Genomic DNA, 15,127 nt, shown 5'->3' with positions numbered 1-15,127 from the left:
GCCCGAATCCCGGCCCATGGGCCGCAATTCCCGGGCCGGAGCGTCGCGCGGGGCCCGAATCCCGGCCCATGGGCCGCAATTCGCGGGCCGGAGCGTCGCGCGGGGCCCGAATCCCGGCCGATGGGCCGAGTCCTAGCCGGAGCTCCCCGGGGCGACGAGCCCGAGCTCGTACGCGGCCACGACCGCCTGCACGCGGTCGCGCAGGCCGAGCTTCATGAGCACGTTCGAGACATGCGTCTTGACCGTGGCCTCGCCGAGGTAGAGGTCCGCAGCGATCTCGGCGTTCGAGAGCCCTCGCGCGATGAGGGTCAGCACGTCGCGCTCGCGCTCGGTGAGGGCGTCCAGCGCCGCGGAGCGCACCGTCCGCGGTGTCGGCGCCCCCGCGAACCGCTCGATCACCCGGAGCGTGACCGACGGGTCGAGCAGCCCGCCGCCCGAGGCCACCGTCCGCACGGCCGCCACCAGCTGCTCCGGGGGCGACACCTTGAGCAGGAAGCCGCTGACGCCGGACCGCAGCGCCCCCTCGACGTACTCGTCCTCGCCGAAGGTGGTCAGGATGACGACCTTGGTCCGCGACCTCGCCGCCATCACGCGCCGAGCCGCCTCGATCCCGTCGACCCTCGGCATCCTGACGTCCATCAGCACGACGTCGGGGGCGAGCTCGAGGACAGCGGCCTCGGCGGCCTCGCCGTCCCCGATCTCGCCGACCACCTCGATGTCGGGTTCCGCGCTGAGGACCATGCGCAGCCCGACCCGCACCATCGCCTCGTCATCGACGAGCAGCACCCGGATGCTCACGACCACTCCCTCCGGATCGGCAGCCGCACGTCGACCTCGAAGCCGCCACCGGTCACCGGTCCGACCGCCAGGCTTCCTCCGAGCATCTGGACGCGTTCGCGCATGCCGACGATGCCGTGCCCACCGGGGGCTGCGCCGGCTTCGGGGGTGGTCGTCCACTCGTCGGCGTGGGAGTGGCTCGCCCCGCCGTCATCGCTGACCGTGAGCCGAACCACGCTGTCGTCGTTGACGACCCGCACGACAGCATGGGCCCCCGGGGCGTGCCGGAGCACGTTGCTCAGCGCCTCCTGGACGATCCGGTATGCCGCGGTGTCCACGGCCTTGGGAAGCCCCTCCAGCGATCCGCTCACGTCGAGGGACAGGGGGAGGCCGGTGGCGCGCACGTCGGCGACGAGGTCGTCGAGCCGGGCCAGGGAGGGGGGCGGCGCCCCGTCCACGGCGTCGCCCCTCTCGCGCAGGAGGCCCACCGTGGCCCGGAGCTCCTCGACCGACTGACGACCCAGGCGCTCCAGCCCCAGCATCACGTCGCGCTCGGCGGGGTGGTCCACCAGCACCGAGTCGAGCTGCCGTCGCAGCCCGCCCAGCTGGAGCGTCATGACGCTGACCGAGTGCGCCACCGAGTCGTGCACCTCGCGGGCGATGCGGGCCCGCTCCTCGACCACCGCAGCGCGGGCACTGGCCTCCCGCCGGGCGTCGAGCTCGGTCGCGAGGGCGATGACCTGTCGGCTGCGCTCGCGCTCCCGTCGCACGAGGGTGCCGACCCACCAGGCCGGGACGAAGGCGGCGGGGAAGAAGACGGTGTCCCAGCTCAGCCCGTTGCGCAGGCCCTCGGTCACGATGAACACGCCGACCGAGGCGACGATCGCGACCCGGGACGTGCGCGGCGAGGCCGCGAAGCCGGCATACGCGGTGGCCACGAGCGACGCGATGAGGCCGGCGCCGCCCGGGCCGGGGGCGCCGAGGAGGGTGGAGACGGGGTAGAAGCAGGCGACCACGAAGGCCCCGGCGACCGGCCACCGCACGGCCACCGCGAAGCCCGCGGCGATGACGGCAGACGCGACGGCCAGCACCCCGAAGTGGGGCCGGAACTCGGGGTCGGACCACGCCTCCACCAGGCCCAGCAGGCCGAGCGCCACCGCCGCCACGGCGGGCACCACCCGGTGGTCGCGCAGGGCGCTGGCTCGAGACATGGCGAAAACAGTAGGGCGCTCGTCGAGCACGCGTATCCCACTTGGGGAGGAGCGGTGAGGCGGCGCGCTCCGCCTCGAGGGGGAGGACAGGTCGGTGCCCCTCGACGGATCTGCGGTGAGGTGCCGGGCCGCGACGGTTGGTGCAACGCCGAGAGACGGCGACGGCCGACCGGCCACCCCACGAAAGGACCCGACCGTGACCAGCACGACGACACGGACCGCACGGACCACCCACGCCGCCCTCGACCAGGGCACCTCCGACCACGCACCCCGGGTGCCCAGCCGGGCGATGGCCGTCGCCGGGGGCCTCGCCCTCGTCGCCGGGCCCCTGCTGTGGGCCGGTGGCATGGTCACCTCGCCGCCGCAGGTGAGCATGGCGGACGCCGACTACATCTCCTCCCTCACGCGGGACACGACGATGACGCAGGTCTCCGCGCTCTTCCTGCACTACGGCAACCTCGTCATCGCGCTCGGCATCCTCGCCGGACCGAGCCTGGTGCGCGGCGCCCGCGGCCTGCGGCTCGCCGTCGCCGGGGCGCTCGCCACCGCACTCGGCTTCGCCAACGTGTCGGGGATGGTCCTGAGCGACTGGTGGAACGCCTCCGCCGGCACGCACCTCAGCTCCGAGCAGGCGGTCGAGGTGTTCCGCGGCTTCAAGACCGGTTCACTCCTGCCGTTCTGGGACGGCACCGAGCCGCTCAGCCTGATCGGCCCCCTGCTCCTGCTGGCCGGCCTCGCGAGGGCAGGTGTCCTCGGCTGGTGGAGCCTCGGGCTGATCGTCACCGGTGTCGCGGGCCTGATGGTGTTCGGGGCGACCAGTCCCCTCGTGGCCGCCGCGTGCGTCCTCGTCGGGTTCTCGCCCTTCGCCCTCGTGGGGCTCCGCCTGCTCCAGCGCAGCCGGCTAGCCTGAAACCCGTTGCACCGCAAGGTATGCCGCGTGGCTGGCCCAGCCACGCGGCATACCTGTCGTGGTGCCAAGAACTTCGGCCCATGGGCCGAGATTCGAGGGACGCTGGGCCCGGTGGCGCCGGACTCTCGGGCGATTGGCCGAATCCTCATGCCAGGCGGGCGGCTGAGGGGGCCGCGCGCGGTCAGACCGAGCTGCCGCGACGCTCCGCGGCCCGGCGCCGCTCGTCGTTCGCGTCGGCCATCGCCCACCGCACCGTCGAGGTGGCCACCCCGCCCAGCGGCCGGCCGACCAGGCGCTCGGTCACGGGGAGCCACGGGAGCCGCAGGGGCTGGCGCGCCCACCGTGGGAGCATCGACACGGCGCCCGCTGCGAGCGCGGCATACCCGGGCTTGGCGGCCAGCGGCAGCGGCGGGTGGACGAGTAGGAAGCGCGCGGCCTCCCGGGCCGCCGCGGTCGACTCGAGCTCGGGGCGGTAGCTGCCGATGGTCGCGCGCAGCGCCGCCACGGTCGTCGGGGGGTCGACCACCCCGAGGGCGCTGGCGACGACGCCGGACTGCTCGACGTAGAGATCTGCCTCGGCTGGGCTCAGCGGTGAGACGGCGTAGCGCTGGTAGGCCGTGAGGAAGCTGTCGGCCTCGGTGGCGTGCACCCACGCCAACAGGTGGGGGTCGCCCGCCGAGTAGGGACGCCCGTCGGCTGCCTTGCCGCGCACCCGGTCGTGGATCGAGCGGACCCGCGCGATCTGCTCCTGCGCGTGGTCGATCGTGCCGAAGGTCGTGGTGGCCAGGAACTCGCTGGTGCGCTGGAGCCGACCCCACGGGTCGCCCTTGTAACCCGAGTGGCCGGCGACCCCCGCCATCGCGAGTGGGTGCAGCGACTGGAGCAGCAGCGCCCGGATGCCGCCGGGGAACATGGCCGCGTCGGCGTGGACGCGCCAGATCGGGTCGTCCGGGGTGAACCAGCGGGGTCCTTCGGCGCCCCAGATGCGGTCGGCCTTCGTCTGCGCGTCGGCGCCGGCGACGCGCGACCGCAACGCGGTGGCGAGCTGGCGCCGGGCTCCGTCGGCCACCGGCGCGAGGGGCGAGAGGAGGGTCACCGAGAGCGCCTGAGCCTGCGTCGCGGGAGCTCCTTGAGGCGCGCCGCGGGGGTGGGGACGTCGGCCGGGCGCACCCGGGTGGCCAGGTCGCTGTTGGCGATCAGCTCGGCGATGGGCGTCGTGGAGGTGGGGTGCGCGGCGATCGGGTCGTCGCCCGAGAACACCACCCACACGGGCTCGCTGTGGTCGGCGCGCGGGTCGAACGTCTTGAGCACCGTGCCCTCGCGCACCGTTGCTGCGTGCTCGATCGCGCGGCGACGGGCCTTCTGCCGGTCGAGGGCGGTCTGGGCGGCCTTCATCGCCGGCTCCTTGGCCTGCTGCGCCAGCACCACGACGTGGGGACCGTACTTGACGCCCCACTTCACGAGGTTGCCGACTGCCTTGCCCTTGCTGGCCATGCTGCCTCCCTGACTGGTCCGACCTTCACCCTAATCTCGGACGCCTAGTCTTCGACCATGAGTGACGTGGATCGCACCGACCCCCTGAGCACCGACCCCCTGAGCACCGACCCCCTGCGCACCGACCCCCTGCGCACTGACTACGCCGGCGAGGGCATCTCCGAGGCGGAGGTGGCTGCCACTCCCTTCCAACAGGCCCGGCTCTGGGTGGACGACGCGGTCGCGCGCGCGCAGGTGCACGCCGACGTCCCCGAGCCCTACGCCATCTCGGTCGCGACCGTCGACGCCGCAGGCCGACCCAACGTGCGCACCGTGTTGATGCGGTTCTTCGACGAGCGCGGCCCTGGGTTCGTCACCGGCACCGAGTCCACGAAGGGCCTCGAGATCGCCGCGACCGGTGGCATCGCGGCCGCCCTCACCTGGCCGGCGATGTTCCGGGCGATCCGGTTCCGGGGCGTCGCCGAGCAGCTGTCGCGGGAGGAGGTCTCCGGCTACTTCGGCTCCCGGCCGTGGGCCTCGCGGATCTCCGCGTGGGCCTCGCGGCAGTCCCAGCCCATCGACGGGCGCCAGGGGCTCGAGGACGCCTACGCGAGGTATGCCGCGCAGTTCCCTGACCGCGGCGACCCCACCGACGTGCCCGTCCCCGACTTCTGGGGCGGCTACCGGGTGGTCTGCGACGAGGTCGAGTTCTGGGGAGGCCGTCGCAACCGGCTGCACGACCGGCTCGTCTTCAGCCGGGTCGCCCCGGGCTCGCTCGGCGACCCTGACGCCTGGACGCTCAGCCGCCGCCAGCCCTGACCACCCGCCCCCCTTCCTCTCCCGGTTCGATGTAAACCCGCCGGGGATCCCCAGCGGGTTTACATCGAACCGGCGCTGCTACCCGTCCGTATCCCGGAACGGTCGGCGGGAGGGTGGCGGCGTGCCCCCACACTTGTGAACTGAATCACACGCGCGCGTCAGTGTCGCCGTTCGCGCGGTCCCTTCCCCGACCGCCGACTCCGAGGAGCCTCATGGCGCCCGCCGACACCACCGCCGTTTCCCCGACCCCGCCGAGCCCCGCGATCCACCCGGTCGTGGCCGACGTCACCGCCCGGGTGACCGACCGCAGCCGGGCCAGCCGCACGGCATACCTCCAGCGGCTCTCGCGCGCAGCCTCCGAGCTGAGCCTGCGCCCGGCCCGCACCGACCTCGGCTGCTCCAACCTCGCGCACGCCGTCGCGGCGTGTGGCGGCAGCGACCGCACGACGATGGCCGCCGACACCGGGGTCAGCCTCGGCATCATCACGTCCTACAACGACATGCTCTCGGCCCACGCGCCGTTCGAGCACTACCCCGCGGCCATGAAGCAGACCGCACGCGAGGTCGGCGCGGTCGCCCGGGTGGCCGGTGGCGTGCCCGCCATGTGCGACGGCATCACCCAGGGCCGGGCCGGCATGGAGCTCAGCCTGTTCAGCCGCGACGTCATCGCGATGTCGACGGTCATCGCGCTGAGCCACGACGTGTTCGACGGCGTGCTCATGCTCGGCGTCTGCGACAAGATCGTGCCCGGTCTGGTGGCGGGGGCGCTGGCCTTCGGCCACCTGCCGACCGCCCTCGTGCCGGCCGGCCCGATGGCGTCGGGTCGCTCCAACGCCGAGAAGGCCGAGACCCGCAAGGCGTATGCCGCCGGCGAGGTCGGGCGCGACGAGCTGCTCGAGAGCGAGGTGGCGTCCTACCACTCGCCGGGCACCTGCACCTTCTACGGCACCGCCAACTCCAACCAGATGCTCATGGACGTGATGGGTCTGCACCTGCCGGGTGCGGCCTTCGTGCACCCCGATGACCCGTTGCGTGCCGCCCTCACTGCGGCGACCACCGAGCGGGTCGCCGAGATCGCCGCCTCCGACGCGTCGTACGGCATCGGCCAGGTCGTCGACGAGAAGGCGATCGTCAACGGTGTCGTCGCCCTCCTCGCCACCGGCGGCTCGGCCAACCACACCATGCACCTCATCTCCATGGCTGCCGCAGCAGGCATCGACCTGACGTGGGAGGACTTCGACGACCTCTCGACGGCCATCCCGTCCGTCGCCCGGATCTACCCCAACGGTCCCGCCGACGTGAACCACTTCCACGCCGCCGGCGGCACGGCGTTCCTCGTGCGCACGCTCCTCGACCACGGGCTGCTCCACGAGGACGTCCTGACCCTCGCCGGTCCCGGGCTGCGGCGCTACACCCAGCGCCCGGTGCTGGTTGACGGTCGGCTCGAGTTCGTCGACGCCGCAGCGGAGTCGGGCGACCCGGCAGTGCTGCGTGCGGCCGACGACCCCTTCACCGTGGACGGTGGTCTGCGGGTGCTCGGCGGCACCCTGGGCCACGCCGTCATCAAGGTCTCGGCGGTCGCGGAGGAGCACCGCGTCATCGAGGCGCCGGCCCGGGTCTTCACCGACCAGGTGGGCTTCCTCCAGGCGTTCTCCCGGCGCGAGCTCGACCGCGACGTCGTGGTCGTCATCCGCGAGCAGGGCCCGTCGGCCAACGGCATGCCCGAGCTGCACGCCCTCACCCCCTCGCTCGGCGTGCTCCAGAAGCGCGGGTATGCCGTGGCGCTGGTCACCGACGGCCGCATGAGCGGGGCGTCGGGCGCCATCCCGGCCGCCATCCACGTGACCCCCGAGTCGGTGCACGCCGGGCCGATCGCCAAGCTCCAGGACGGCGACGTCGTGCGGGTCGACTCGCTGACCGGCCGCCTCGACGTGCTCGTCGACGAGGAGGAGTTCGCCGCCCGGCTGCCCTCACCGCGCGTCAGCGAGGAGGGCATCGGCACCGGCCGTGAGCTGTTCGCCGCGATGCGCGGCGCGGTCGGCCGCGCCGACGAGGGAGCCCACGTCTTCGGCAGCCTCGGACGGCTGTGGGAGAAGGCCGACGCCGCACCGTTCCTGAGCCACGAGGAGACCCGATGACCACCACCAGCGTGACCAGCAGCGCGACGGGCGCCGCCGCCCCTGTCGCGAACGCAACCCTCCTGCGCGACGGCGCCGACGTCCTGGCCCTCGCCCCGGTGATCCCGGTCGTCGTGGTCGACACGGTCGAGCAGGCGGTGCCGCTGGCGCGCGCGCTCGTGCGCGGCGGCATACCGGTCATCGAGATCACGCTGCGCAGCGAAGCCGGACTCGGCGCGATCGAGGCGGTGGCCGCGCAGGTCGAGGGCATGGTCGTCGGCGCGGGCACCGTCGTCACGCCGGCCCAGGTGCAGCAGGTCAAGGACGCCGGCGCCCAGTTCCTCGTGACCCCCGGTTCCCCGCCGCGGTTGCTCGACGCTGCGCTCGCGAGCGGGCTCCCGCTGCTCGCCGGGGCCGGCACGCTGACGGAGATGCTGACCCTCGCCGAGGCCGGGCTCGAGGCGATGAAGTTCTTCCCCGCCGAGGCGAGCGGCGGCCGTCCCTACCTGTCGGCGGTCGCCGGCCCCTGCCCGCAGCTGCGGTTCTGTCCCACCGGAGGCATCACGCCGGAGACGGCCGCGTTGTGGCTCGCGCTGCCCAACGTCGGCTGCGTCGGAGGGTCCTGGCTCACGCCGAAAGACGCTGTGGTGCAAGGGGACTGGGCCCGCATCGAGGACCTGGCTGCCGAGGCTGCCGCGCTGCGGTCCTGAACACCGGGTGGCAACAAGTCGCGTGAGGGGCGGCTTGTTGCCACCCGGGCATGGAACAGCCCGCGGGCCTCGCCTCGCCGACAAGCGGTTCGACATGCGCAGGGGACGACCTGCGCGGCCCACGGGCTGCGGTGAACTGCTGGGGATTGCGCCGGGATGGCGGACCTCGAGCAGTCGAGGTGCGCTAGCGCGCAGTCACCTCACGCGTCCAAATTGACATCACTTTTCTGGACCACCTCCCTTCCGTGTAGCTCGACGCTAAGACGGGAAGGTCGCCCCGTGCAACAGTTTTCTTGTCCGGATCCGCCGGGATCAGCTGGTCCGGATCCGTCGGTCAGACGGAGGTGACGACCTCGTCGTAGTCGAGGCGGGGCAGGCGGTCCATCCAGGCGCCCTTGGCGGGGCGGCCGACGTTGACCACCGCGATGGTGCGGTGGGCGCCGTCCGGGAAGAACTCGCGGTCCACGCCATCGGCGTCGAACCCCGTCATCGGGCCGGCCGCGAGGCCTGCCGCACGGACGCCGAGGATGAAGTACGCGACCTGCAGGGTGGCGTTGAGCAGGGCCGAGCCCTCGCGCATCTCGTCGTTGTCGGCGAAGAGGTCGCGGGCGCCCTCGAAGTGGGGGAAGACCTTGCCGAGCTCGTCGTGGAAGTCGGTGTCGGCGGCGAGGATCGCGACCAGCGGAGCGGTGGAGGTCTTGCCCTTGTTGTTGCCGCCCATCAGCTCGACGAGCCGGCCGCGGGCCTCGGGGGTGCGCACGAGGACGATCCGCAGCGGCTGGTTGTTCATCGAGGTGGGGGCCCACTTGACCAGGTCGTAGATGGCGCGCACCTGCTCCTCGGACACCGGCTCGTCGGTGAAGGCGTTCGCGGTGCGGGCGTCGCGGAACAGCAGGTCCTGGGCCTCGGGGGAGAGCTCGAGGTGGTCAGCGGCGAACTGGGCCTCGAGCGCGGTCAGGGAGTCATGGGTCTGGGTCATGAGTGATTGAACAATCAACTTCATGGTTGCATTCCTCAACCATGTCACCGCAGGTCAGGGCGGGTGCGGCACCTGACCCGCTGGGTCAGGACTCGCGGTGCACCTTGTGGGGAGCGGCCTGGACGCGCGGCTTGATGACCAGCAGGTCGATGTTGACGTGCGCGGGACGCGAGACCATCCAGCCGATCGCGTCGGCGATGTCCTGTGCCACCAGTGGTTCGGAGACCCCCGCGTAGACCTTGTCGGCCCGCTCCTGGTCGCCCCCGAACCGCGTCAGCGCGAACTCCTCCGTGCGCACCATCCCGGGCGCGATCTCCTCGACCCGCACCGGCTGGTCGACCAGCTCGAGCCGCAGGGTCTCGGTCAGCGCGGCGACGGCGTGCTTGGCCGCGACGTACCCCGACCCGCCCTCGTAGGCGACCCGGCCCGCGATCGACCCGACGTTGACGATCGTCCCGGCCCCCGACGCCACCAGGGCGGGCAGGAGCGCCTGGGTGACCTGGAGCGTGCCGATGACGTTGGACTCGAACATCCCGCGCCAGTCCGCCACGTCGGTGTCGGCCGCGGGCGCCAGGCCGAGGGCCCCGCCCGCGTTGTTCACGAGCACGTCGAGCCGGTCGCCGACCTCGGAGGCGAGCCGGGCGACGTCCTCGGCAGAGGTCACGTCGCACACGACGGCGCGTCCACCGATCTCGGCCGCGACCGCCTCGATGCGGTCGGCTCGTCGGGCCGCGCAGACCACCTCGAACCCGTCGGCGGCGAGTCGACGCGCAGTGGCCTCGCCGATGCCGCTGCTGGCCCCCGTCACCACTGCGAGCTTGCTCATGCCGTGCCTCCTGCCGGTCGAACTGTCTTGGGGTCTATGGCGATCCACGTCGCCTCGGCCTGGGCGAGCAGGCGGCCGTCCGCGGCATACAGTGCCGTTCCGCTGGTGTACTTGCGTGAGCTGGCGCCGCGGTCCGCCCCGTCACGCTGCCAAGCCATCACCACGTGCTCCTCGCCGACGGCAGGCAGGCTCGCGACCTGCGCCGTCATGGTGCCCAGCACCATCGGTCGCCCGGCGATGCCCGAAGCCCAGCCGCCGGGGCAGTCCAGCGCGGACCACACCGTCTCGACGTCGACGTCCGCGGCGGGGACCCACGCCGCGGCATACTCCCCGTTGCCACCGGCGACCCGACCCGGCTGCAGCCGCAGGCCGTCGCCCCGCTCGCGCGTCGTGCCGCAGGAGAAGCAGGTGGGGAAGGGGTGCTCGGCCAGCCCCTCGTAACCCTCGCCGGCCGCCACGGCGGTCGCGAAGGACACGGGCGCGGGTATGCCGGCCGGTTGCAGGGCCGGGCCGGTGGTCGCCTCCGCGACGGGGTGCTCGCCGTCGTCCACCACCACGGTGCGCTGGCCGTCGGTCCCGCCCTGGACCACCTGGAGCTCGCGGTCGAGCGGGGGAGGAGTGCACAGCCGCACGGTCACCGACTCGTCAGGCGTCGGGTGGAGGAGTGCGGCCACGTGGCCGCTGACCCAGCCCCCGTTGCCCGACTCGGGCGGACCACAGAACCGCGACGGCACGACGAAACCCATGGCACCGAACCTACTGGTCCGCGACGCTGCGCCGGTGCGGGCTCGGCACCCGCGGGGCGGCCGACCGACCAGCAGGTCAGAATGAGCGGGATGCCACGACCCGACGCCAGCTCCCGCAGGGGCCTCGACCACGACTCCGAGCCGGACGACTCCGAGCCGGACGACTCCGAGCCGGACCGGGACCGCGAGCCGGGGCGGAGCCCCGAGCCCGAGGGGAGCCCCGCGCAGCAGGAGTTCAGCCTGCGCAGCATCGCCGTGCCCGCCTACGGCCCGACGATCATCGCGGCCGTCGGCGCCGGGGCAGTGGTGCCGATCGTGGCGCTCAGCGCCCTCGACCTCGGGGCCTCGCAGTCGGTGGCTGCCCTCGCCGCTGGGCTCGGGCTCATCGCCGAGCTGTTCTTCGCGGTGCCCGCCGGCGCCCTGGTCCACCGGGTGGGGGAGCGGCGGGCCCTGCTCTGGGCGAGCGGGGTCGACGCCGTGGGTGCCCTCGTGGCGCTGACCGCACCGTCGCTGCCGGTCCTCATGGCGACCATCTTCGCGTTGGGGTTCACGTCGTCGGTCTTCCTCGTCGCGCGGCAGGCCTACCTCGTCGACGCGGTGCCGACCGCCATGCGGGCCCGGGCCATGTCCACGCTCGGCGGCGTGAACCGGATCGGCATGTTCATCGGACCGCTCATCGGGGCGCCGATCATCCACTACTGGGGTCCGCGGGCCGGGTTCGCCGTGGCCGTGGTGGCCGGTCTCGGGGCGGCGGCCCTCGTGCAGTTCGGCCCCGACCTGACCGCCGCGCACGAGGCGCAGGCCGCGCAGGAGGCGCGCGAGCGCCCCTCGGTGAGCACGACGCGGGTGCTCTGGGACCACCGCCGCGTCTACCTCACGCTCGGCCTGGGCGTGATGGTGATCGGTGCGGCCCGCTCGGCCCGGCTCGTGCTGCTCCCGCTGTGGGCCGCGCACGTCGGGCTGTCCGCGAGCACCACCGCGGTCATCTTCGGCGTCGTGGGCGGGGTGGAGATGCTGCTCTTCTACCCCGCCGGCTCGGTGATGGACCGGTTCGGCCGGATCTGGGTGGCAGTGCCCTGCGTCGTCCTGCTGGGCGTCGGCATGCTCACGCTCCCGCTGACCCACACCGCGCTCGCCGTCACCGCCGTCGCCCTCGTGGCCGCGGTGGGCAACGGCATGGGGTCGGGCATCGTCATGACCCTGGGTGCCGACAGTGCGCCGGAGTGGGGGAGGTCGCAGTTCCTCGGTGGCTGGAGGTTCGTCTCGGTGGTCGGGGGGAGCGGTTCGCCGGCGCTGATCGGCCTCATCACCGCCGAGGCCGGGCTCGCCGTCGCCTGCGTGTCCCTGGGCGGGCTGGCCATCGTCGGGACCGGCTGGCTGGCCTACTGGGTGCCCCGGTACGACCCGGTGCGGCGTGCGGCCGGCAACACGGCCGGCGACGCGGCCGGCGGGTGATCGGTGACGCGGCCAGCAACACGGCCGGCGACGCGGCTGGCGACGCGGCCAGCGAGCGATCGGTGACACGCTGACAGCCGCAGGTGAGAGGCTTGGGCCTGTGACCGACCTGATCGACACCACCGAGATGTACCTCAAGACGATCTTCGAGCTCGAGGAAGAGGGCATCCCCCCGCTGCGCGCCCGCATCGCCGAGCGGCTGGGCCACTCCGGCCCGACCGTCTCGCAAACGGTGGCCCGCATGGAGCGCGACGGCCTGCTGAGCCTCGCGGGCGACCGCCACCTCGAGCTGTCCGACCACGGTCGGCTGCTGGCCACCCGCGTCATGCGCAAGCATCGCCTGGCCGAGCGACTGCTCGTCGACGTCATCGGGCTCGAGTGGGAGTACGTCCACGACGAGGCCTGCCGCTGGGAGCACGTGATGAGCGAGCGGGTCGAGCGCAAGATCCTCGCGATGCTCAAGGACCACCACGACTCGCCGTACGGCAACCCCATCCCCGGGCTCGACGAGCTGGGTGACGAGGAGCCTTCCGAGGGCTTCCGCACCGGCCTGAAGACGCTCACCGAGCTCGCCGGCGACTCTCCCGAGACCGTGCTGGTCCGGCGGATCGGTGAGCCGGTCCAGGTCGACCACGAGGCGCTCAGCCTGCTCACCGTCGCCCGGCTGCTGCCCGGCGAGCGGGTGCAGGTCCACCGAGCCGACGGCCGGGTGGTCGCCGTGCGCGAGGGGGCGCCCGAGTCCACCGGGGTGTCCCTGCCCGACGAGGTCGCCCAGCACGTGTTCGCCGCGCTGGTCTGAGGCGGGCTCGTCGGGCCGCTCATCTGAGCGGTCGGCTCGACCCCTCCCAGGTCACTGACCGGCGGTTTTGAGCACGGCGACTGGACTGTGCGAGACGTCACCTTGGGGTTTCTTGGGCGCTCCGTGACCTCAACGTGACTTTTGCGGAGGCCTTGTGTACGGTGGCTGCGGTTCCCTCGCCCCCTGGGGGAACCGGCTCGATGTGGAAACGCCTAGTCCTGTCACCACGCCCGAGTCACTCAGTACAAACCGCTTGGCAGGAGCGGGGGACCCAACTTTGGGCCTTCTCTTCACGAAAAGGTCCTTGGGGTTAAGTCTCCACGCACGCGCCCGCAAGGTCGGGCGACAACCGTGGAGGCCGGGTGATCTACCTCCACCCGAACCCGACAGCTCACCTCGTAGGCGCTGGAGGTTCATCCATCGTGGCTTCACACAGCACTGGCCGCCACCGCGCGCCGGGCCGTTTCAACCCCGTCCAAGAGCTGTCCGGCATCGTGGCCAGCGCCGCGCAGCCGGCCGTCAAGACCTCTGCGGTCATCGCCGCGTCCGGTGGTCTGGTCGCCTCGTTCGCTCTGCCCGCCTCTGCCGCCAGCGCCGCCCCGGCCCCGGCCCCGGCTGCCAAGGGCGCCACCACCGCCGCGCCGGTCGCCGTCCAGGCCCCCGAGACCGCGGCTCCCGCGGCCTCCAGCGCCTTCGGTGTCATCGGCTTCAAGGCCACGGCCAAGCCGAAGCCCAAGCCGGTCGTCCGCGTCGTCGCCCCCAAGGTCGACCGCAGCAGCTCGTCGACCGCCAGCCGGTCCACGGCCCGCAAGGACTACACCAGCCTCAAGCCCGCCACCGGTGGCGTCCTGGCCATCGCGGCCCAGTACGAGGGCCTGATGTACTCCTACGGCGGCACCAGCCCGTCGACCGGCTTCGACTGCTCCGGCTTCACGCAGTACGTCTTCGGCCGGGTCGGCATCAGCCTCCCCCGCACCGCGGAAGAGCAGCGTCAGGCCACCACCCGCGTGTCGAACCCGCAGCCGGGAGACCTCGTCTTCTTCGGCAGCCCCGCCTACCACGTGGGCATCTACGCCGGGAACGGCATGATGTGGGACTCCCCGCGCAGCGGCAAGGCCGTCGCCCTCCGCTCGATCTGGTCCTCCAGCGTCACCTACGGCCGTCCCTGACCCGAGCTGACCTCGTCAGGCTGACGCCAGGCTTCGAGCCACGCACCGCAGGCCCCCTCCGCTTCGGCGGCCGGGGGCCTGCGGCGTTCGGTATGCCGGGTGGCCGGCCACGGTGCGCCGTGCCACCGTGGCGCCCTCGTGTGAGGATGGAGCGATGGACGTGAACGCCCTGACGAGCCCAGCGGGACAGACGAACGTGGATGGCGTGATGAACGTGGACGGACCGAACCCAGCCAGCAACCCGACCAGCAACCCCACGAACAACCCAGCCAGGAACGCAGTGGAGATCGACGTGTGGGCCGACGTGGTCTGCCCGTGGTGCTACCTCGGCAAGCGGCGACTCGAGCTGGCCATCGCCGAGAGCGCCCACCCGGCGGAGGTCAGCGTGACCTACCACGCCTTCGAGCTCGACCCGAAGGCGGCGCACAGCACGGGGGAGACGGTGCTGGCGTGGCTGGCCCAGCGGTACGGCACCGACCTCGACGGCGCGCGCGAGATCGCCGAACGGCCGGCTGTGATGGGTCGTCCCGACGGCGTGCACATCGACGTCGACAAGCAGCTCCGGGCGAACTCCTTCGACGCCCACCGGCTGGTCGCGCTCGGGCTCGCCCAGGGCGGCCCCGCCCTCCAGGCCGCGGTGCTCGAGCGCCTCTACAGCGCCCACTTCGCCGAGGGCAAGGCGGTCGACGACATCGAGACCCTGCAGCGGCTCGGGGCCGAGGCCGGCCTCGACGGACGCCGCGTCTCTGCCGTGCTGGCCGGCGACGAGTACGCCGACCGCGTGCGGGCCGACCAGGCCGCGGCCATCGACATCGGCATCTCCGGGGTGCCGTTCTTCATGGCGAACCGCCGGGTCGCGCTCTCGGGTGCCCACTCGATCGAGGTCATCGGCCAGCTGATCGAGGCGGCCGCGAACGACGACCACGAGTCGATGAGCGCCGGCGCCTGACGCCCTCCAGTTCCTCCCGTCCAAGGAACCTTTGCTAGCTGTACTGACCGGGGACGTTGGTTGAGTGGGTGTGATCCGCTGATCTGATCAGTGGCGCGGGAGGGCCTCCCGCGGTGGAGTGGAACTGCCTAGGTATCCGCTCACAAAACAGGAGGCCCTCGTGTCCCACGCTAACGCTGCCCTGACC

Annotated in this window: 15 protein-coding genes and 1 riboswitch; of the genes, 8 read left to right on the top strand and 7 right to left on the bottom strand. The window is 72.7% G+C overall.

Annotated features, from left to right (window positions below; genetic code table 11):
* Positions 1 to 132: 132 nt before the first annotated feature.
* Both AC1DX8_RS16465 and AC1DX8_RS16460 read right to left on the bottom strand, forming a co-directional pair.
* Entirely contained in the window at positions 133 to 798 is a 666-nt protein-coding gene (locus AC1DX8_RS16465) for a response regulator (RefSeq protein ID WP_477631025.1), read from the bottom strand.
* Positions 795 to 1,988 (bottom strand): sensor histidine kinase, encoded by a 1,194-nt coding sequence (locus AC1DX8_RS16460; RefSeq protein ID WP_477631024.1) that lies wholly within the window; start codon positions 1,986 to 1,988, stop codon positions 795 to 797. Before AC1DX8_RS16460 ends, AC1DX8_RS16465 begins: the two co-directional genes overlap by 4 nt.
* 196 nt (positions 1,989 to 2,184) lie before the next feature.
* On the opposite strand from AC1DX8_RS16460, the gene AC1DX8_RS16455 reads away from it, so the two are divergent.
* Positions 2,185 to 2,898, top strand: a complete 714-nt coding sequence (locus AC1DX8_RS16455) for a hypothetical protein (RefSeq protein ID WP_477631023.1) — start codon at positions 2,185 to 2,187, stop codon at positions 2,896 to 2,898.
* A gap of 181 nt (positions 2,899 to 3,079) precedes the next feature.
* Here AC1DX8_RS16455 and AC1DX8_RS16450 read toward each other — a convergent pair whose 3' ends face one another.
* Positions 3,080 to 3,994, bottom strand: a complete 915-nt coding sequence (locus tag AC1DX8_RS16450; RefSeq protein WP_477631022.1) for an oxygenase MpaB family protein — start codon at positions 3,992 to 3,994, stop codon at positions 3,080 to 3,082.
* Positions 3,991 to 4,392 carry a hypothetical protein gene (locus tag AC1DX8_RS16445; RefSeq protein WP_477631021.1) on the bottom strand — a complete coding sequence of 134 codons (402 nt, stop codon included), beginning with the start codon at positions 4,390 to 4,392 and terminating at the stop codon, positions 3,991 to 3,993. Before AC1DX8_RS16445 ends, AC1DX8_RS16450 begins: the two co-directional genes overlap by 4 nt.
* Positions 4,393 to 4,449: 57 nt before the next feature.
* On the opposite strand from AC1DX8_RS16445, the gene pdxH reads away from it, so the two are divergent.
* From pdxH to eda, 3 genes are all read left to right on the top strand, one after another.
* Positions 4,450 to 5,190 (top strand): pyridoxamine 5'-phosphate oxidase, encoded by a 741-nt coding sequence (gene pdxH / locus AC1DX8_RS16440; RefSeq protein ID WP_477631020.1) that lies wholly within the window; start codon positions 4,450 to 4,452, stop codon positions 5,188 to 5,190.
* A 212-nt stretch (positions 5,191 to 5,402) separates the two neighbouring features.
* Positions 5,403 to 7,328, top strand: a complete 1,926-nt coding sequence (gene edd / locus AC1DX8_RS16435; RefSeq protein ID WP_477631019.1) for a phosphogluconate dehydratase — start codon at positions 5,403 to 5,405, stop codon at positions 7,326 to 7,328.
* Positions 7,325 to 8,017: a bifunctional 4-hydroxy-2-oxoglutarate aldolase/2-dehydro-3-deoxy-phosphogluconate aldolase gene (gene eda / locus AC1DX8_RS16430; RefSeq protein ID WP_477631018.1), complete on the top strand. Its 693-nt coding sequence runs from the start codon at positions 7,325 to 7,327 to the stop codon at positions 8,015 to 8,017. Before edd ends, eda begins: the two co-directional genes overlap by 4 nt.
* A 334-nt stretch (positions 8,018 to 8,351) precedes the next feature.
* On the opposite strand, the gene AC1DX8_RS16425 is transcribed toward eda, so the two are convergent.
* The 3 genes from AC1DX8_RS16425 to AC1DX8_RS16415 form a co-directional block, all read right to left on the bottom strand.
* The gene (locus AC1DX8_RS16425) at positions 8,352 to 9,020 is read right to left on the bottom strand and encodes a malonic semialdehyde reductase (RefSeq protein ID WP_477631017.1); all 669 of its coding nucleotides are present in this window, start codon (positions 9,018 to 9,020) and stop codon (positions 8,352 to 8,354) included.
* A gap of 61 nt (positions 9,021 to 9,081) precedes the next feature.
* Positions 9,082 to 9,822 carry an SDR family NAD(P)-dependent oxidoreductase gene (locus AC1DX8_RS16420; RefSeq protein ID WP_477631016.1) on the bottom strand — a complete coding sequence of 247 codons (741 nt, stop codon included), beginning with the start codon at positions 9,820 to 9,822 and terminating at the stop codon, positions 9,082 to 9,084.
* On the bottom strand, positions 9,819 to 10,568 hold the full coding sequence (locus AC1DX8_RS16415) for a hypothetical protein (RefSeq protein WP_477631015.1): 750 nt from the start codon (positions 10,566 to 10,568) through the stop codon (positions 9,819 to 9,821). The genes AC1DX8_RS16420 and AC1DX8_RS16415 overlap by 4 nt, the downstream gene beginning before the upstream one ends.
* A 90-nt stretch (positions 10,569 to 10,658) precedes the next feature.
* Between AC1DX8_RS16415 and AC1DX8_RS16410 the strand changes: the two genes are divergently transcribed.
* The 4 genes from AC1DX8_RS16410 to AC1DX8_RS16395 all read left to right on the top strand — a co-directional run bounded on the left by AC1DX8_RS16410 (position 10,659) and on the right by AC1DX8_RS16395 (position 14,940).
* On the top strand, positions 10,659 to 12,023 hold the full coding sequence (locus tag AC1DX8_RS16410; RefSeq protein WP_477631014.1) for an MFS transporter: 1,365 nt from the start codon (positions 10,659 to 10,661) through the stop codon (positions 12,021 to 12,023).
* A 100-nt stretch (positions 12,024 to 12,123) separates the two neighbouring features.
* Positions 12,124 to 12,822: an iron-dependent transcriptional repressor DtxR gene (locus AC1DX8_RS16405; RefSeq protein ID WP_477631013.1), complete on the top strand. Its 699-nt coding sequence runs from the start codon at positions 12,124 to 12,126 to the stop codon at positions 12,820 to 12,822.
* 217 nt (positions 12,823 to 13,039) lie between these two features.
* Positions 13,040 to 13,242, top strand: a riboswitch (cyclic di-AMP (ydaO/yuaA leader).
* Between the two features lie 2 nt (positions 13,243 to 13,244).
* The gene (locus AC1DX8_RS16400; protein ID WP_477631012.1) at positions 13,245 to 13,991 is read left to right on the top strand and encodes a C40 family peptidase; all 747 of its coding nucleotides are present in this window, start codon (positions 13,245 to 13,247) and stop codon (positions 13,989 to 13,991) included.
* A gap of 154 nt (positions 13,992 to 14,145) precedes the next feature.
* On the top strand, positions 14,146 to 14,940 hold the full coding sequence (locus AC1DX8_RS16395; RefSeq protein ID WP_477631011.1) for a DsbA family oxidoreductase: 795 nt from the start codon (positions 14,146 to 14,148) through the stop codon (positions 14,938 to 14,940).
* Positions 14,941 to 15,127 lie beyond the last annotated feature (187 nt).

Source organism: Pedococcus sp. P2_A3 (assembly GCF_056405035.1).
The sequence above is the reverse complement of the archived record's forward strand: the minus strand, read 5'-3'. Positions and strand labels throughout refer to the sequence as shown.